This window comes from uncultured Gilvimarinus sp. (assembly GCF_963975215.1).
Taxonomy (GTDB): domain Bacteria; phylum Pseudomonadota; class Gammaproteobacteria; order Pseudomonadales; family Cellvibrionaceae; genus Gilvimarinus.
Genome location: NZ_CAXBFW010000019.1, coordinates 42,442 through 60,720, shown reverse-complemented (window position 1 = coordinate 60,720; position 18,279 = coordinate 42,442). Strand labels below are relative to the sequence as shown.

Annotated in this window: 18 protein-coding genes; 14 read left to right on the top strand and 4 right to left on the bottom strand. The window is 55.1% G+C overall.

All coding sequences use genetic code 11. From position 1 onward, the window contains the following. Nucleotides 1-103 precede the first annotated feature (103 nt). From AAC019_RS12645 to sodC, 9 genes are all read left to right on the top strand, one after another. Nucleotides 104-580, top strand: a complete 477-nt coding sequence (locus tag AAC019_RS12645) for a DUF4265 domain-containing protein (RefSeq protein ID WP_339899322.1) — start codon at nucleotides 104-106, stop codon at nucleotides 578-580. 42 nt (nucleotides 581-622) lie between these two features. Next, entirely contained in the window at nucleotides 623-1,396 is a 774-nt protein-coding gene (gene yaaA, locus AAC019_RS12640; RefSeq protein WP_339899321.1) for a peroxide stress protein YaaA, read from the top strand. Nucleotides 1,397-1,459: 63 nt separating this feature from the next. Then, nucleotides 1,460-2,278: a response regulator gene (locus tag AAC019_RS12635; RefSeq protein WP_339899320.1), complete on the top strand. Its 819-nt coding sequence runs from the start codon at nucleotides 1,460-1,462 to the stop codon at nucleotides 2,276-2,278. An 18-nt stretch (nucleotides 2,279-2,296) separates the two neighbouring features. Next, nucleotides 2,297-2,782 carry a nucleoside deaminase gene (locus AAC019_RS12630; protein WP_339899319.1) on the top strand — a complete coding sequence of 162 codons (486 nt, stop codon included), beginning with the start codon at nucleotides 2,297-2,299 and terminating at the stop codon, nucleotides 2,780-2,782. A 358-nt stretch (nucleotides 2,783-3,140) separates the two neighbouring features. Further along, nucleotides 3,141-4,397 carry a lytic polysaccharide monooxygenase gene (locus AAC019_RS12625; RefSeq protein ID WP_339899318.1) on the top strand — a complete coding sequence of 419 codons (1,257 nt, stop codon included), beginning with the start codon at nucleotides 3,141-3,143 and terminating at the stop codon, nucleotides 4,395-4,397. 293 nt (nucleotides 4,398-4,690) lie between these two features. Then, a complete protein-coding gene (locus AAC019_RS12620; protein WP_339899317.1) occupies nucleotides 4,691-5,062 on the top strand; it encodes a DUF4398 domain-containing protein in 372 nt (123 codons plus the stop codon). Nucleotides 5,063-5,089: 27 nt separating this feature from the next. After that, nucleotides 5,090-6,022, top strand: a complete 933-nt coding sequence (locus tag AAC019_RS12615; protein ID WP_339899316.1) for an OmpA family protein — start codon at nucleotides 5,090-5,092, stop codon at nucleotides 6,020-6,022. 585 nt (nucleotides 6,023-6,607) lie between these two features. Beyond that, the gene (locus AAC019_RS12610; RefSeq protein ID WP_339899314.1) at nucleotides 6,608-6,802 is read left to right on the top strand and encodes a hypothetical protein; all 195 of its coding nucleotides are present in this window, start codon (nucleotides 6,608-6,610) and stop codon (nucleotides 6,800-6,802) included. A gap of 290 nt (nucleotides 6,803-7,092) precedes the next feature. After that, nucleotides 7,093-7,605: a superoxide dismutase [Cu-Zn] SodC gene (gene sodC / locus AAC019_RS12605; protein WP_339899313.1), complete on the top strand. Its 513-nt coding sequence runs from the start codon at nucleotides 7,093-7,095 to the stop codon at nucleotides 7,603-7,605. A gap of 146 nt (nucleotides 7,606-7,751) precedes the next feature. On the opposite strand, the gene AAC019_RS12600 is transcribed toward sodC, so the two are convergent. The 4 genes from AAC019_RS12600 to AAC019_RS12585 form a co-directional block, all read right to left on the bottom strand. Continuing rightward, nucleotides 7,752-8,474 carry a YebC/PmpR family DNA-binding transcriptional regulator gene (locus tag AAC019_RS12600; RefSeq protein ID WP_339899312.1) on the bottom strand — a complete coding sequence of 241 codons (723 nt, stop codon included), beginning with the start codon at nucleotides 8,472-8,474 and terminating at the stop codon, nucleotides 7,752-7,754. Nucleotides 8,475-8,584: 110 nt separating this feature from the next. Continuing rightward, complete coding sequence (locus AAC019_RS12595) at nucleotides 8,585-9,424, bottom strand: CPBP family intramembrane glutamic endopeptidase (RefSeq protein ID WP_339899311.1); 840 nt, start codon at nucleotides 9,422-9,424, stop codon at nucleotides 8,585-8,587. A 3-nt stretch (nucleotides 9,425-9,427) separates the two neighbouring features. Then, a complete protein-coding gene (locus AAC019_RS12590) occupies nucleotides 9,428-10,585 on the bottom strand; it encodes a GNAT family N-acetyltransferase (RefSeq protein ID WP_339899310.1) in 1,158 nt (385 codons plus the stop codon). 33 nt (nucleotides 10,586-10,618) lie between these two features. Continuing rightward, nucleotides 10,619-11,359 carry a heparin lyase I family protein gene (locus AAC019_RS12585; RefSeq protein WP_339899309.1) on the bottom strand — a complete coding sequence of 247 codons (741 nt, stop codon included), beginning with the start codon at nucleotides 11,357-11,359 and terminating at the stop codon, nucleotides 10,619-10,621. 446 nt (nucleotides 11,360-11,805) lie between these two features. Between AAC019_RS12585 and gspC the strand changes: the two genes are divergently transcribed. From gspC to gspG, 5 genes are all read left to right on the top strand, one after another. Next, entirely contained in the window at nucleotides 11,806-12,846 is a 1,041-nt protein-coding gene (gene gspC, locus AAC019_RS12580) for a type II secretion system protein GspC (RefSeq protein ID WP_339899308.1), read from the top strand. 12 nt (nucleotides 12,847-12,858) lie between these two features. After that, the gene (gene gspD, locus AAC019_RS12575; RefSeq protein WP_339899306.1) at nucleotides 12,859-14,916 is read left to right on the top strand and encodes a type II secretion system secretin GspD; all 2,058 of its coding nucleotides are present in this window, start codon (nucleotides 12,859-12,861) and stop codon (nucleotides 14,914-14,916) included. A 33-nt stretch (nucleotides 14,917-14,949) separates the two neighbouring features. Beyond that, nucleotides 14,950-16,476 (top strand): type II secretion system ATPase GspE, encoded by a 1,527-nt coding sequence (gene gspE, locus AAC019_RS12570; RefSeq protein ID WP_339899337.1) that lies wholly within the window; start codon nucleotides 14,950-14,952, stop codon nucleotides 16,474-16,476. A gap of 14 nt (nucleotides 16,477-16,490) precedes the next feature. Further along, nucleotides 16,491-17,732, top strand: a complete 1,242-nt coding sequence (gene gspF / locus AAC019_RS12565; protein ID WP_339899305.1) for a type II secretion system inner membrane protein GspF — start codon at nucleotides 16,491-16,493, stop codon at nucleotides 17,730-17,732. 98 nt (nucleotides 17,733-17,830) lie between these two features. Further along, nucleotides 17,831-18,274: a type II secretion system major pseudopilin GspG gene (gene gspG, locus AAC019_RS12560; protein ID WP_339899304.1), complete on the top strand. Its 444-nt coding sequence runs from the start codon at nucleotides 17,831-17,833 to the stop codon at nucleotides 18,272-18,274. The last annotated feature ends 5 nt before the right edge of the window (nucleotides 18,275-18,279 follow it).

Genomic DNA, 18,279 nt, shown 5'->3' with positions numbered 1-18,279 from the left:
CTCCGTTAGTCATTGCGCTGCGCTATTGCGCAATTAAGCATTATTCATCGTTGCGCGGGTTTTGCCGGTTATAATGTCACAAATTTAACCGAACGAGGTATTCATGCAAACTCTTCAGGCGGTCGAGCTGTTTGCCGGCCTGCGTCCCGATGGCCAGCCCATGGTCGAGCGACTTCCGGTAAAAGTGCTGGAGGACAACTCTGTACAGCTGGTGCGATCACCGGCTTTTGTTAAAGGCATTGCCAGTGGCGATGTGATTCGCTGCCAACCGGACAAGCGCGAGTTTGAGATCGTAACCCACAGCGGCAACGTTGCCGTGCAGGTTTTTTGCAAGGGCGATATTCAGGCGCTGGCCGACCAACTGAGCGGTCCGGTGGCTAAGCTCGGCGGCGATTTAGACGTCGAGACCCCACGTATGCTGGTGTATACCCTGCACGTTAGCTGCGGCTTTACCGAGATCGAGGCGGTGTTTAACACCATTAATGGCGACGATAGCGCCTGGCAGTACGGCAACGTTTACGACCCAACCGATGGCACCACGCCGCTCAATTGGTGGCTGGACATCCTTAAACCCGAGTAGCTTACGCCCCGGTAATACACGCTAACACTGACTGAGAGAGCCATGCTGATACTGATCTCCCCCGCTAAAACCCTGGATTTTGAGTCGGCCCCGGTGACTGAAAAACACACCGACAGCGACTTTTTAAAAGACTCGCGCGCATTAATTAAAGAGCTGCAAGCGCTATCGCCGGCGGATATTTCGGGCCTGATGCACATCTCCGACAAGCTCGGAGTGCTTAATTTTGATCGCTTTCAGGCCTGGAAGACGCCCTTTAAGCCCAGTAATGCCAAGCAAGCCGTGCTGGCGTTTCAGGGCGATGTGTACACCGGTCTCGCCGCCGAGACGTTTAAAGCGCGGGATTTTGACTTTGCACAAAAGCATTTACGAATTTTGTCGGGGTTATACGGCCTGCTGCGGCCACTGGATCTTATTCAGCCCTACCGGCTGGAAATGGGCACCAAATTTAATAATAGTCGCGGCGCTAATTTGTACCAGTTTTGGGGCGAACAGCTTACAGATGCCGTCAACGAGCAGTTATCGGCGCTAAAAAGCACTACTGTGGTTAACCTGGCCTCTAATGAGTACTTTAAAGCCATTAAGCCTAAAAAGCTGGCCGGCGAGGTGATTACGCCGGTGTTTAAAGACTGGAAAAACGGCCAGTACAAGATCATTAGCTTTTACGCCAAAAAGGCGCGCGGCTTAATGAGTGCATACGCCATTAAAAATCGCCTGACATCGGCCGAAGACCTAAAGAGCTTTGATGTTGATGGCTATGGGTTTAACCCCGAGCTGTCATCGGAGCGCGACTGGGTGTTTACTCGCAAACTGGATTAAGCGACAGTGACCGGCGCGCCATGGGCTAATGTATAAAAGCAAGTACAACAAAGGGAGTGCCCTATGGCATTACGCATACTGGTGGTTGATGATGCCAGCTTTATCCGCGACATGGTTAAAAAGCACCTGCGCGAGCGCCTGCCGGGTGTCGAGGTGTTTGAAGCGCCGGACGGCCACCGGGCCCTGGCGCAGCTTAAAGCGCAAAAAATGGATCTGGTGCTGTCCGATTGGGAGATGCCCAATATGAACGGCGAGCAATTGCTGGCCAGCATTCGCGCCAATGAGCACTACCAAGACATACCGTTTATTATGATCTCCAGCCGCGGCGACCGCAGCCATGTGCTTAAAGCGGTGCAGGCTGGTGTGTCGGACTATTTAAGTAAACCTTTTACCCCCGAAGAGCTGCTTGGCAAAGTCACTAAGCAGCTAAAAAAGATCAACAAGTTTCCCACGCGCGGCGCTGGTGCTGGTGGCCCCGCCGCTCAAGTTGCAAAATCATCGGTGGATGTATTAACCGCCGGGTTTGGCGCGGCTACGGCTGCCAAAGAGTCAGCGGCCCCCGCTGAAAAGGCTCCCAAGCCCGATAAGCTCAAGGCGCAGCTGCGCTTTGACAGCAATCAGGCACCGGTGGGCTGCGTGGTGCGCGAGGTCTCGCTACAGGCGTTTAGCGCACTGATGGCGCGCGATGGCCACTTGCCGGCGCTGTTTGATCCGGTGGTGGTGGACATTGGCAATGAATCCGAGCAAGTGCAGCTCAATGCCTATGTGCACTCGCTGCAGGCGGCGGAGCCCCGGCCAGAGAGTCGCGCGGTAAAAGTGATACTACGCTTTGTCGATACCGAGGCGGATAAGTTTGACTTGCTATCGCGTTTAATCCGGTAGCGTGTAACGGGGTAGTCCATGAGCGATGCATTAACCCAGACCGATCGCCAGTTGTTACAGCGCTGTATAGCGCTTGCCAGCGATTCGGCGCGCACCGGCGGCGGGCCGTTTTCGGCCATTGTGGTCAAAGGCGGCCGCGTGATCGCCGAGGCCTGCAACAGTGTTACCCGCGACCACGACCCCACGGCCCACGCCGAGGTAGCGGCCATTCGCAAGGCGTGCCAGGTGCTGGGCGATCATCAGCTTACCGGCTGTACCCTTTATGCCAGCTGCGAGCCCTGCCCCATGTGTTTAGGGGCAATTTACTGGGCCCGGGCGGATAAAGTAATTTTTGCCGCCAGCCGGGAGCAGGCCTCCGGGGCTGGGTTTGACGATTCGCTGGTGTATCGCGAAGTGAATATTCCCGGCCCCGAGCGGCAAATCCCCTTTTACCACGGCGCGCTGGATGAGTCCGAAGCACCGTTCCGGCAGTGGCTGGCGTACGAGGCACGCCACACTTACTAATGGGTCTTACGTCTTAGAAAAAACCAACAACCAGCGATATTTTTCCGCGATCGTCCAGCTGCATGCCGTTGCCCTCTGCAATAACCGCCCCGCTGATACCTCTTAAGCCAAGTTGAATGGCGTGCGAACTATGTATGGTTTAGGCCGTGCTATTAACGCTGGTTAGTGGTTATTGAGATCGAAATAACCAGCGTGCCTGATATTAGCTATCTTTATTTATAATTAAAAATGATATCTAGTATCATCACCCGATAATAACAGTAAAATAATAAAACGAGAGCCGTTTGCGATCTGCCAGTCTCGCAGAACTGGTGCCCGCGATCTGTGATGTTTTTTAACCAACACAGAAGGTTTCAGTATGAAAACACAAAAATTCCTGACCCGCTCCATAACCGCCGGCCTGGTAAGCGCCAGCACCCTACTGGCGCTAGGCGCCCAGCAAAGTTTTGCCCACGGCTACGCCGATTACCCCAAAGCGCGCCAAGCGTATTGTGAAGAAGACGGTGGTTACTGGTCACCCTCCGATGGCTCGGGCATCCCCAATGCCGCTTGCCGCGCCGCTTTTTTAGAGGCGGGTACCTATCAGTTTGTGCAGGCTATCGAGTTCTCTAAAAATGTCGCCAACTATAACAGCCAGGCGGCGGTCGAGGCCGGCGTGCCCGATGGCAGCCTGTGTGCCGCAGGTGACGCGAGCAAAGCCGGTATCGATGTGCCCCACCCGGATTGGCCGGCGCAGCAAATTAGCTTAAACGGCGCCGGGGAGTTTGAGTATCGCTTTTACGCCTCGACTCCGCACGACCCAAGCTTTTGGAAGTTTTACCTGAGTAAGCCGGGCTTTAACCCGGCCACTGATACTTTAAGCTGGTCCGATTTAGAGCTGGTGGACGAGAAATCCAGCGCTAACTTACAAACCATTAACGGCAAGCGTTACTACGTGATGGATGTAAGCTTGCCCACTAATCGCAGCGGTAACGCCATTCTTTATACCCGCTGGCAGCGTCAGGATGTAGCCGGCGAAGGCTTTTACAACTGTAGCGATGTGGTGCTGGGTGATGTGGCGCCTCCCACCTGGAGCAATGCCGGCAATTACGTAAACCAAGGCATTAACCCCAGCGCGGGCGACCAGATTTGGTTTAGGGTGTTTGACGGCAGTGGTAGCGAAGTGGTGTTTAATCAGTTTGATATTACCGCCAGCAACCAAGCACTTAATACGTGGACGGCTGAACTTGCCGCGGAGATTAACAGCAGCGAAACGGCGGTACAGGTGGGTGTGTTAAACAATGGCACCGTGAGCTATAACAGCAATGACTTGTACGCGAACCGCGTTTACGTATTAAACAGCAACTACACCTATCAAATGGATTTAGAGGCGGGTAGCTCGTCCAGCTCCAGCTCTAGCAGTTCGTCGTCGGTGAGTTCGTCGAGCTCATCCAGTAGCTCCAGCACGGGACTGTGCTCCTCTACCCCGGTATGGGATGCCTCCAGTGTTTACAACAGCGGCGATACCGTGCAGCACAATGGCGGTTTGTATGAAGCCAAATGGTGGACTCAGGGGCAAAACCCCGCGGACTTCTCTGGCCAGTGGGAGGTATGGGAAAAAACCGGCGACTGTTAATACTTACGCATAAAACGAGATCATAAACGATTAAAAGGCCTCACTTCACAGTGGGGCCTTTTTATATGAGGGAAGAGTTTGTGGCGCATTAAGTTAGCAGGCGTAAAAACCTAGATAAAGCGCTATAGCTGAAGGTGCGCGGTCTTTTGGTGATGATTGTATCCGGCAGGCCTTTGGGCTGGCACCCACTTTGCAATATCCCCATTGAATTGGTCATTTAAGCGCTATTAATCGCTGTTTGACTGGTGTTGTTACAGAATTTTGTAGCACTTACAAACGCACTGGAGATAACTATGCAACGGATAAAAATTGGCTTACTCACGGTATTAATGGCGGTTTTCGCACTCACTGCGTGTGCTAACAACGCCCCGGTGCCCAGCACTTTATTGACGCAGGCCGAGGGCAATGTCGAGCAGGCGCGCAGCTTAAACGCTGAAAAATTTGCGCCGTTAGCCTTTCGCGATGCGCAACAAAATTTAGAGAAGGCGCAAGCGGCACTGGCTAAAAAGGAAAACGCAGAGGCTCGGGACTGGCTGGAAAAATCGGTGGCCGACTCGGAGCTTGCAATAGCTCAATCTCATGCCAAAAAATCCGAACAAGCGGCCGATCAGGTTGAAGAAAACTTGCGCGCGTTGGAGCAGGAAGTCAAAAAGAACCAACAGTAATCGACCGCTAACTCAGAGGATAGAATTATGTACGGTATAAAACATCACAAAAAGGCATTGTTAGGTACTACATTGGCGGCACTATTGGCGAGCGGTTGTGCGACCACACCGGAAGAGCCAGACGAGCGCTTAGTTCGTCTGCGCGCCGAGCTGGACAATGTCTCTACCATCGATGAAGCCAATCGCTACGCACCGGTTAAACTGCGCGAGGCCGAAGAGTCGGTAGAGCAGCTCGAGAGTTTGCTTAACGCCGATGCGAAACCCGACGTGGTGAGTCATCAGGTTTATCTGGCCGATCGAAAAATTGATGTGGCGGCGCAAACAGCGCGTATGAAAGCGGCCGATGAAACGGTTGAGCAAGCGGATGAAAAGCGCCGCAACCTGATTATTGCCGCCCGTGAAGCCGAAGCCGAGAGTGCCACAATGCGCGCACAAAGAATGAACCAGCAGGCCGAAGAGGCGACCGAGCGGGCTCGCCTGGCGGAAGAGCGTGCATTGGCCGCCGAGGCTTACGCGCAACAGATGGCGAACCGGGCACAAAAGCTCGAAAGTGATTTGCAAAATATTAGCACCGAGCAAACCGAGCGCGGTTTAGTCTTGACGCTGGGTAATATTCTGTTTGAAGTCGACGAGGCAAGTATTAAGGCTGGCTCGGAGCGCACCCTGAAGCGGGTGGCGGACTTTTTAAACGAGTACCCCGAGCGCAAAGTGCTGATCGAAGGTTTTACCGATAATACCGGTGCGGATAGTTACAATCAGAACTTGTCCGAGCGTCGGGCTTCCTCGGTGCAGCAATCACTGGTGGATGACGGTGTGGACAGCAGCCGGATTCGCACCCGCGGTTATGGCGAGTCGCACCCGGTGGCCAGTAATGACTCACAGGCCGGGCGATTACAAAATCGTCGGGTAGAGATCATTATTGCCGACGAGGGTGAAGAGGTGACTGACCGCGACTCTTAACCTCTGCTGCGGTAACTTTACCCTTAAAGCATGGCGCCGGGTTATCCGGCGCCATGTTTCTGGGCGAGCCACAGGAGTACTGCACGCGCTAAAGGCAAAAAACGGCGGTTTCTTTATTACTGGCTACTTTCGGACACCATTCTCCTTGTGCTTTTTTGATCATTCATTACTCGATTTCCTCTAGTTTAGGGTAGAAAAATACCCTAAGCACCGCTTTGGCGCTCATAAAATCTCTATTCTTCGTTAAGCGCTATCTTGTGGCGTAATGCTGTTTAGCTGATCATCTTTTAGTAAGCAATGTGAATTATGGGCAGAAGCGTGCAACGTTGACGTTTTTCTCCGGGAAATTTCGGTTAAGGCATTTAACTTGGCCGGCATTTTTTGTTAGCTTTTTGGTGCGGTTTAACCACGCGCCTCTTATGTTGGTCATTCAAGAGCAATTAGCCCTCATCGATCACCAGTTTAAATCCCTATTGGTACTTAACGTTGCCCTGACCATTCCGGCTCATACTTTAGTGGGCATGCAGGTGGATTCTTGCGGCCCGCGGATACTCGACGCAGTCAGACGGGAAAATCGCCGGTATTGTGGGAGCATACGGCAATATCGGTGCGGTGTTGTTGTTAACGGTATTCTCGTTTGTCGAGACATCGGTATTTTTTATGGTGATTGCGGCCACCATTGCGGTGGCTGCCGCCGCGGCGATGCTGTTGGATGAGCCGGCCGAAACGATGGTAGAGGTATTGCCCGATGGCTCGGTACAGCACGTGCCTATTCACTAAGCCCACATCTGTGCTGTAGCGCGCTGTGGTTTGTGTGTTTTTCCACGGGTTGCGTGAATTACAAAATATAAACTTTGGTTGTGCGTTGTCTGGCGCAAACCGGGGCACGCCTGCTGTGTGATCTTGCGCGCTAATACGCCTCTGTTTGTGCGTTACCTCTTGGTTTTTGTCATTTTTGTAGCGCGCGTTAAATGCGTGGCACTGTCATTGCTTTAACCGAACTAATGGTATGGCTGTATGCCGTACAACTTTTAACAGTCTTATTATGCATAAGCGAATGGGAGTTTGTTATGTTGCGTATTAGTTCTCTGGCAGCCGCCATGTTGTGCACTACACTGGCCGCTAACGCTATGGCCGAAAGTGTCACTATGTATCGAGTGGATGCATCAGGTGCCTCACAAGAGTTGGGGCAAATTGAGGTCGATCAAAGCAATTACGGTGTCGTGTTTACGCCTAAGCTAGAAGGCTTAGTGCCCGGCGCGCATGGATTTCATTTGCATGCCAATGGTAGCTGTAAGGCGGGTGAAGACGGCACCCCCGCTGCGGCAGCCGGTGGCCACTTTGACCCGATGGGGGCTGAAAAACACGGCGCGCCCTGGGGCGATGGTCATCTAGGTGATTTGCCAGCGCTGTATGTGTCCGATCGCGGCCTGGCGGAGCAGCCAGTATTAGCGCCGCGATTAACGTTAAGAGACCTTGAAGGTAAGGCGCTGATGATTCACCAGGGTGGCGATAATTATTCCGACTCGCCCGAGAAGTTAGGCGGCGGGGGCGCGCGGGTAGCGTGCGGGGTTTTTGAGTAATACAAGCGTTAAACAACAAGCCGCCAGTAAAGCGGTTTTAAGCAAAGCAGTGATTAAAAAAGAAAGTACGACAGGAGCAGCAAAAAGTAAGATCTCAAAAAGCAAAAGCAGTGTGGGGCGCAGGCAGCAGCTTGCGCCCTATTTTTTTACCCCTGGATTTCGGCGTTGTGATATACCCGCTGCACATCGTCGGCGTCGTTGAGCATGTCCAGCAGCTTTTCAAACATCTCTACATCGTCGCCCGAAATTTCGGTGATGGTTTGCGGTACAAACTGAATCTCGTCCACTTCAAAATCCAACCCCTCGTAGGCCTCGGTTAAGGCGTTGCGCGCCTTGGCGTACTCGGTGTTGGGGGCAAACACAGTAATCTTACCGTCTTCGGTTTCAATGTCGGTAACGTCCACTTCGGCCATCATTAACACTTCCAGAACGGCCTCTTCGTCTTCACCGGCAAACACAAAAATGGCGCTGTGATCAAACATATGGCTCACGGTACCGGAAGTGCCCAGCTTGCTTTTGGTTTTGTTAAAGCAGGTGCGCACATCGCCGATGGTACGGTTGGGGTTGTCGGTTAAGCAGTCGACAATCACCATGACATTGCCGGGGCCAAAGCCTTCGTAGCGCGCCGGCGAGAAGTCTTCTCCGGCGCCGCCTTTGGCTTTATCCAGCGCTTTGTCGATAACGTGGCTGGGCACCTGATCTTTTTTTGCCCGGTCGATCAAGCTGCGCAGCGCCAGGTTGCCAGCCGGCTCTACCCCACCCTGTTTGGCGCAGACGTAAATCTCGCGGCCGTATTTGCTGTAAACCTTGGCCTTAGCGTCCGAGGTTTTTGCCATGGATTCTTTGCGGTTTTGGAATGCTCTTCCCATTGCCCTGTCTCTTGCTTAGTGCCCGCCGTCGCTCGGCGCTGGCGATTCTTGAAAGAGGCAAATTCTACCGGTAAACGACCTTGCAGGGAATGGTCTGGTTAAAACACAGATTATAGCGTGGGCCACCACTGCTCGGGCAGCCCGCTTTTACGCAGCAGGGCGGCGATATCCATCGCTAGCGCAATGGCGACATGCACGGCCACGCCGCCCCAGATCGAGCGCGAGCGCAGCGCTAAAATACCCAAAAACAGGCCAAATAAGATGGCTCCGGTGGCCTCCAGCCACAGTTTGGGGAAGTGAATCATCAGGTAGGGCACGCACATGACCCAGATGGCGTTGGCCCCCAGTGCCGGGCGCAGGGCGTTGAGTAAAAAGCCGCGAAAGAAAAACTCTAAGAAAATAAACTGGCCAATATAGAGGCACTCCCAGACGATTAAATCCAGCCAACTGCGCTGGGCCAAATGATAAAATGGGTAGTGATTGACGAAGTCGCCGCCCAGGCTTACCAAATAAACAAAAAACAAAATGGGGCTGACCAACAACACATAGCCTAACCAGTGCTCGCGAGTGTCGCCCAGGCGCCAGCCCATATCGGCCATGCGCAGTTTTAACAGGCGGCTAATCACCAGCCAGGGCAGTAGCACATAGCCCGCCAAATGTATAAAGCTCCACCAGGCGTAGCCCGCCAGTTGTCGCCAACCGGATTGCTCTAGCTGGCGTAGCAGCTCGTTGGCCGGCTGGCCGGAGAGCTCGGCCACGGCGCGCAACAGGGTGTTTAGGTTAGTGGAGTATTTGCCGTAGTGCACCAGCAGCAGGCAAACGCAGGCTGTGGCCAGAGTGATAAACACGCGGCGCAATGCCTGGGGCCGGCCCAGTTCGTACGAGGGGGGCTCGCGGTCGATTTGATCGAGAATGGCAAATAGGTTGGCGCGGGCCAGGAGCTTTTGCAAGGGTTAGTCCTTTTGCGACGGGGGGTTGTTGGGTGTGGGTTGCGTGTAGGGCAAATGCGCGGCGGCATCGTTAAAGTAGCCCTGAGTCATCTCGCCCTCCTCGCGCACAAAGTCTTCCACGGCGGCGGCAAAGCGCGGGTCACACAGGTGATGGTTAGAGTAGGTTAATACTGGCTCAAAGCCCCGCGCCAGCTTGTGCTCGCCCTGTGCACCACCGTCGAAACGCGTCAGCCCCTGGGCGATGGCGTAATCGATGCCCTGGTAGTAGCAGGTCTCAAAATGCAGGTTGTCGAATTCGGCCAGACAGCCCCAGTAGCGGCCATATAGGGTGTGTTGATCGCACAAGTAGAGCGCGGCGGCGACGGTTTGCCCGTCCAGTTGGGCCAGCACCAGCACACAGTGATCGGCGAGGTTTTGCCCCAGCGCCTGAAAAAACGCCTCGTTTAAATAGCCGCCGTGACCGCTGCGTTTTAGGTAGGTGCGCTGATACAGCTGATAAAAAAACTGCCAGTGGTACGGCTCGATGGCGGCGCCGGTGAGCGTCGTAAACTGAAAGCCCTGCTCGCGCACCCGGCGCCGCTCTTTGAGTACGTTTTTACGCTTGCGCGAGGTAAATGTGGCGACAAAATCATCGAATGTGCGGTAATTGCGGTTAAACCAGTGAAATTGGCATCCGAGGCGCCGGGCGCTACCCGCCTGGCTTAGCGCCTCGCTGACGCTTTGATCGGGAAACAAGCAGTGCCAACCCGATAGGCTCTCGCGCAGGCAATAGTTGTCCAGCGTTTGGGTGATAGCGGCGATGGTATTGTGGTCGGGTTGCCCCAGCAGGCGCGGGCCCCGGCAGGGGGTAAAAGGAATGGCGTTGATCCACTTGGGATAATAGCGCTGGCCGTAGCGCTGGTAAGCATCGGCCCAAGCCCAGTCGAATACGTACTCGCCGTAGGAGTGCTCTTTAAGGTATCCCGGCAGCGCGGCTACCAGTGTGTCGCCATCGCGTACCAGTAAGTGTCGGGGCAGCCAGCCGCTGGCCTCGCCCACGGCCTGGCTGTCTTCCAGTGCGGCGAGAAACTCGTGGCGGGCAAATGGGTAATCGTCAGCGAGCAGCGCGTTCCACGAGGGGGCCGCGGCGGCGTGAATCGACCGGGCAAATTCAAACTGCATTAAAGACCTCTATTATACGGCGCTCGGGCGCACTCAGGGGCACGTCTTAGGCTGGGTCGGGTCAAAGGCGTCGAGTACGTCTTCTATGGTGTCGGCGACGCGTACATTGTCGAGCAAAATGACTTCGCGCTGCGCTACCCGGTGGCGCAACAGGCCGATTTGGGTAAACATCGGATCGGTGTTGTTCGCCCGGGTTTGCAGTTGTGTGCGGCCCATGGGCTTGCCGTCCAGCCAGATATCAACGTAGCCTTGGGCCGGGTCGGTTGACCAGTGTACGGTCATGGCGACATCGTGCCAAACTCCGGCGCTGGCAAAGCCGGGTTTGCTCCAGTAGGGTTCGTCGGCATCAGAGCGGGTAAAGCTTAAGGTTTCACCGAACAGGTTATAGCGCATTTTTTGTTGCCAGCTGTTGCCCGACTCCCAATAGCCAATCTCGTGCTTTACCGCGAGCAGCGGCTGGGGCAAATAAAAGCTCCAGCCAATATGCGTCGTATCACCCTCGCCGGTGGCGGCGGGCTGGTAGTTAAACTCGCTGCGGTTGAGCGCCTCATTGCCGTGCCAAAGGTATTTGTCATCGCCGGTAATCGCAATTTGCCCGGCGTATTGCCCATCATAGGCGCAGGCGCTGGTGACGCTGGCTCCTGCCGGGTTGGTGACATAGGGCCATTGTGAGAGGTCGCCGGTTTCAAAGTCGGCTTGCCAAAGCAGCTCGGCGTGGGCGCTGGCCGCCAGTAACAAGAGGCTCGCAGCAGTGGCTGGTCGTCGTAGGGTCATGCTGGTCGTCCTTAATGCGCGCTTGTAAGCGCGCGCCGCTGTGATCGCCTGGCGCCTGATGCGTAAAAATATGCGGCCGCCGCTTGCGAAATTTTATAAGTGTTGCAATATAGCAAGCGAGTTATCCAGCGTCCAAACAGGGTGAGCGGGTCTGCACTAACGCTGAGGCGGCGGCGAGTTGAACCCCAACTGCAAAAAAACTGTCACAATGGCCGCGTAGCCTAGCCAGCCCAGTGGCCCCGGTGACAGCGTTAGCTTTTGCCCTTTGTGAACTCGGGCCATTTGCAGGCTTCGCTTTTCGTTAAGTGTTGCAGTACAATCGGTCGGCTCCAATGGACGGAGGCCGAATAAAAAGCCTGTATCCCCAGTACATACCGCTGTATGTAGGTTAGCCTGCGAAGTACGACAGTAACGAGTTAAACAGGCTCAAATACAACGACTAATTTATGCAGAATCTTACAACGCAAGACCCCGGCATGGCGGGTGGTGATCGGCTTGGCAACGTCCAGCGCCGAGTCTCCCAAGCGTTTCGCCGTGTCCCCGAGCGCCGCTGGAAACAGCTTGCAGGTCTATTGATTCTGCTGTGGCTCACCCATTCGCTGGCACAGCTTTTTTGGCTGTTGGTGCCAACTCCCGAAATCCCCGCGGCCGAAATTTCAGCCAATGCCCTGGCCAGTACCGAGGCTAACAGTCAGGCGCAGGATGTGGACGTCGAGCAACTGCGCAGCTTAACCCTGTTTGGCGCCGGTGGCGGCGACCCCGAGGCCGAGCTTGCCAACGAGCCGGTTCAACCGCTGGAGCCGCAAATTGAAGATCAGGCGGTGGATACTAAGTTGTCGCTGGTTTTAAGCGGCATTATAGGCTCGAGCGTCGATGCCTCGGCCCGGGCGATTATCGCTGATGCCAAGACCCAGGCGATTTACGGCCCGGGCGATGAGATCGAAAACCAGCGCGGCGTAAAAGTCGCCAAGGTACTGAATCAGCGGGTAATTTTGGATAACAACGGCCAGTATGAATCCCTCTGGCTGTACAAAGACGATCCCAACGCGCCTCGCCGTCAGGTGCGCTACGACCCGCCACCCACCGCCAGCCGTAGCTGGGAGGGCGACGAAGAACAGTTAACCCAACAGGCGGCCGAGGAGTCTGTGGTAGAGGGGCCGCTTGAGGCGGATCAGGTGAATCAAGCCAGCACCAGTGAAGCGTCGGTGGAGCAAATCAGCCAAAACCTGTCCGATGTGGTGGCGTTTAATATCCACCGCGAGAACGGCCAGATTAAAGGCTACCGTATTCGCCCGGGCCGCAATCCCAAAGCCTTTAACTCGGCCGGTTTGCAGGCGGGCGATATTGTCACCGGTGTGAACGGCACCGCGCTGGATAACCCCGGCAAGATTATGGAAATTTACCGCAATTTAGGTCAAACCACGTCAGCCAGCCTCGAGATTGAGCGCGATGGTGAAATCGTGACCATTGATGTAGAGCTGCAATAAGTGAGGTTAGTAGTGAGAGCGAGCGTCAAGCGAATCAAAGTCGCCCTGTTGGTGGTCAGCCTAGCGCTGCCCGCTGTGGTCATGAGTGCCGAGCAAACCTGGACGGTTAATTTTAAAGACTCCGATATTCAGGAAGTCATAAAATTTATCGCCGAGGCTACCGGCAAAACCATCGTTATCGACCCCAAAGTACGCGGTCAGGTTAAGGTGATCTCTAACGCGCCGGTTAATGGCGATGAGTTGTACGGCCTGTTCTTGTCGATTTTGGATGTGCACGGCTTTACCGCGGTGGAAAATGGCGAGGTGGTGCGTATTGTGCCCAACCGCGATGCCCGCTCACTGGCGATCCCGACGCAGGAGCCAAGCTCTAACGCCAGCGCGCAAGATACCTACATGACTCAGGTGGTACAGCTGGACAATATCAGCGCCGCTAAATTGCTGCCGGTATTGCGCCCGCTGGTGCCCCAGCACGGGCATATCTCGGCCTACGACCCCAGCAACGCGATTATCGTTACCGATACCCGCGCCAATATTGATCGCCTGCTTAAAGTTATTGCACAAATCGACAAGGCCGCCGTAGTCAGCACCGAGCTGGTCGAGCTGCGCTACGCTCAGGCGGACGCCATTGTTAAAGTGATTCAGCAGCTCGAAAAGCCCGACGCCCAGCGCGGCAACGCCACCGCACCGGCCACCTTAGTGGCCGACACCCGCATCAACGGGGTTTTGGTCAATGGCGACGATATGCAGCGCGAGCGCATTAAAATGCTGATTCGCCGCCTCGACCGGCCGCAAATTACCAACTCCAATGTGCGGGTTGAATACCTTAAATACGCCAAGGCCGAGCAAGTGGCTACCGTACTTAACGGCGTGCTGCAAAACATGCAAAAACTTGACTCAGCCGAAGGTGCGCCGGCCTCTAGCAGCCAGCTCAAAGCCAGCGTGCAGGCCGATGAAGACACCAACGCAATTTTGATTACCGCCGATGGCGATACTTTGCAGTCGCTGATGGTGTTGGTCGAGAGCTTGGATATTCGTCGCGCGCAGGTGTTGGTTGAGGCGATTATTGTCGAGCTTGGGACGAACAACTCTAAAGAGCTGGGTATTGAATGGATGTACAACGGCGGCGATTCTGGCTTTGGTAGCTCTACTTTAGGTGATAACTCCACTCTGGGAAACGTTGCCGCCGGTGCCTTAGCTGAGGGCGATAACGCTACGGCAACTCTCGCCGGGAGCCTTGCCGGCATTGCCGGTCAGGTGTTTGGCGTTGGCCGCATAGGTGGCAATACCGATATGTTGGCGGTGCTAAAAATGCTTAAAGCCAACGGCTCCAGCAATATTTTGTCAACGCCAAGTTTGCTTACTACTGATAACCATGAAGCCGAAATTTCCGTTGGTAAAACGGTGCCTTTTGTGACTGGTTCTTATACCGGCACCGGCAATGGCTCCAGCAACCCTACGAATCCGTTTAACACGATAGAGCGTGAAGATGTGGGTATTTTGCTGACGGTCACGCCCCACGTTAATGATGGTGATACGGTAGTCATGGATATCGCGCAAGAGATTTCCAGCGTGGATAACTCGGATCCAAGTATTTCGGGTCTGGTGACTAACTCCCGTAAGATCAACACTCAGGTAATGGCCGCCTCGGGTGAAATTGTGGTACTGGGTGGTTTGATTCAGGATGATGTCAGTACCAGTGAAACCAAAGTACCCTTGTTGGGTGACCTCCCAATTATTGGTAATTTGTTTAAAAGCCAAAGCAGCTCTAAAACCAAAACTAACCTGATGGTATTTATTCGCGCCAGTGTGATGCCCGACGATGCCATGTTGATGGGTGCTACCTCCGATAAATACCGTCACATTCGCGATCAGATGATTGAGCGGCGCAGCCACACCAGCCTAGTAACAAACAAAGAAGACTTACCGATGCTGCCCGAGTGGGAGGAGCAGTTGCGCAAGGTTCAGGCCCAGTATCAGAAGCAGGAAGAGGCGATTGAGCCGGATAACGCCACCGGTGGCGACGAAGACAAAATCCCGCCTGCCGAAGGCCGCGCCAAGGCCAAGGAGTAAGCGGTGAATAGCGAGATTTCTGAACCGGCCGAAATGCCCGAGGAGTTTGAAGAGAGCGCCATTCTGGAGGACGAAGAGGAAGAGCTGGCCGCCAGCGCCGGTGAGAGCCCGCGCCTGCCGTTTAGCTACGCCTCGGATCACGGTGTGATGATCGACCCCGAGCAGCCGCACACCGTGTTGCACAAGCCGGGCTTAACGCTCGATGTACTGACCGAGCTGGCGCGCTATTTTGATGGCGATATGAGCCTTGAAGAGCTGCCCGCCGATGTGTTTCAGCAGCGCCTAACGCGCGAGTACCAAAGCAGTGACGGCGCCGCCCAGCGCGCCGCCGAAGACTTAGGCAACGAGTTTGATTTGTCCTCCATGGCCGACGATCTGGCCGATCGCACCGACCTGCTGGCCGGTGACGACGACGCGCCGATTATCCGGCTGATTAACGCCATCCTCTCGCAAGCGGTGCGCGAAGAGGCCTCGGATATTCACCTGGAATCGTTTGAAGATCGCGTGTCGGTGCGTTTTCGTATCGACGGCGTATTAAGCGAGGTGCTCTCGCCCAAGGCCGAATTGGCCCCGGTACTGGTATCGCGTTTAAAAGTAATGGCGCGACTGGATATCGCCGAAAAACGCCTGCCACAGGATGGTCGTATTACCGTGCGGTTGGCCGGCCACGCGGTGGACATCCGGGTATCGACTATCCCCTCGGCCCACGGCGAGCGCATTGTATTGCGTCTGCTCGATCAGGCCGCGGGGGCACTGTCGCTTAACGATTTGCAAATGCCCGTGCAGGTGCGCGATCGCTTTGCCAAAGCGCTGGGCCGCCCTCACGGTATTATTCTGGTTACCGGCCCGACGGGCTCGGGTAAAACCACGACGCTCTACTCGGGCCTTAGCCATATTAACCACCCGAGCCGCAATATTCTGACCATCGAAGACCCTATCGAGTATTTGCTGCAGGGCATTGGTCAAACCCAGGTAAACACCAAAGTCGATATGACCTTTGCCCGCGGCCTGCGCGCGATTTTGCGGCAAGACCCGGACGTGGTGATGATTGGTGAGATTCGCGACTCCGAAACCGCCGATATTGCCATTCAGGCCAGTTTGACCGGTCACCTGGTGCTCTCCACCCTACACACCAACACCGCCATTGGCGCCATTATGCGGCTTAAAGATATGGGGGTGGAGCCGTTCCTGCTGGCCTCGAGTGTCGAGGTGGTGATGGCGCAGCGGCTGGTGCGCAAGCTGTGCCAAGCGTGTAAAGAACCCTACGAGCCGGTCGAGGCCGAGCGCGACATGCTGCAACTGCCCGCCGGGCAAATGGTGTACCGCCCCGCCGGCTGTAACAAATGCAACCAAATGGGTTATCGCGGCCGTAAAGGTATTTACGAGTTAATCGAAATTAACGAGCATATGCGTCACCTTATTCACGAAGAGGCGGGCGAGCAAGAGCTGATCGTCGAGGCGCGCAAGCACTCAGATTCCATCAGTGCCGACGGCCGCCGCCTGGTTATTGAAGGCATCACCAGCCTGGAAGAGGTCCTGCGGGTTACCACCGCAGGTTAAGCCGAGAGTACCTTATGGGAGCCTACAGTTATCGCGCGCTAAACGAGTCCGGCAAAACCGTAAAAGGTATGCTGGAGGGCGACTCCGAGCGCCAGGTTCGCGCTCAGCTGCGGGCCAAAAAGCTTAAGCCGCTAGAGGTAAACGACGCCGGTAACGCCAAGGTGCGCCCAGGCAGTGCCAAGCCCAGCGGGCGTTTTAGTTTTTTACCCACCGGCCAACCCAAACTTAAAAGCCGCGATTTAAGTTTGGTGACACGCCAGTTAGCCTCCTTGATTAGCTCGGGTTTGCCGCTGGATGAAGCGCTGCAAGCCACCGCCAAGCAGGCGCAAAAGCCGGCGGTAAAGCAGGTAATGCTGCAAATTCGCACCAAAGTGCTGGAGGGCTTTAGCCTGGCCCAGGCGCTGGCCGAGCACCCCGGCTCGTTTGACGATATGTATCGCGCCATGGTGCGCGCCGGCGAGAGCTCGGGCTTTTTGGGGCCGGTGCTCGATCGCTTGGCCGATTACACCCTAAACGCGCAGCAGCTGCAGTCGCGTTTAAAAACCGCCATGATCTACCCGATTGTACTGCTGGTTATCAGCTTGGCGGTCATCGTCGCTCTGATGACGTTTGTGGTACCGGACCTGGTGAAGTTGTTTGCCCACTCTAAACGCGATTTGCCCTTTTTGACTGAGGCGCTGATTGCCACCAGTGATTTTATTGTCGGCTATGGGATCTGGGTGTTCCTGGCCGGTATTGGTGTGATGTACGGTATTAAGCGGCTGCTTAAAAACAAATCGCGGCAACGCCGCTGGCATAAAATCCAGCTCAAGTTGCCGGTGATTGGCAATGTGGTTAATCAGTCTAATTCGGCGCGCTTCGCCTCTACCTTAAGTTTGTTAATGTCCAGTGGCGTGCCGCTGTTGCAAGCGCTGCGTATTGCCGGGCAGGTAATGACCAACCGGGTATTGCAAGAGGCCTGCGAAGACATTGCCAATCAAGTGCACGAGGGTACCAGCCTCAACCGCGCCATGGAAAAAGCCGATTGCTTTCCGCCGCTGTTGGTGCAAATGGTGGCCAGTGGTGAAACCAATGGCACCTTGCCCACCCAGCTAGAGCACGCTGCGCGCGATCAGCAGCGCGAGCTGGAAATGGTACTGGCGGTGTCACTGGGGTTAATGGAGCCGGCCACTATTGTGCTGCTGGGCGGCGCGGTACTGGTAATCGTGCTGGCGATTTTGCAGCCAATTTTTGAAATGAACAAGATGGTAGGTTAGGGCATTCGCCCTAGGCCGGATGCCTGAAGTCCGACGTCGGACACGAGTTAATTTTGCCAAGCGTAACGCTGGGCGCTAGCCACAACGGAGTAGAGCAAATGAAACAAACCAACCGACAAACAGGCTTTAGCTTGATTGAAATTATGGTGGTGGTCGTAATTATTGGTCTATTGGCCAGTATCGTTGCGCCCATGGTGTTGGATCGTGCCGACGAAGCGCGCATCAATAAAGTGAAGGCGGATTTTAAAAACATTCAAACCGCGCTTAACCTGTACCGCATTGATAACTACGTTTATCCCTCCAGCGAGCAAGGCCTCGAGGCGCTGGTAACCAAACCTGCCCTAAGCCCGGTGCCGCGCAACTGGCGCTCTAGTGGTTATCTCGATCAGTTGCCTACCGATCCGTGGGGCAGCAAGTATTTGTACATCAGCCCGGGCGAAACCCGCGAATACGATATCTACACTCAAGGTGCTGACGCTGTTGCCGGCGGCGAGGGCCCCAATGCCGATATCAGTGTTTGGGACCAGCCCGAAGAGCAGTAAATCTT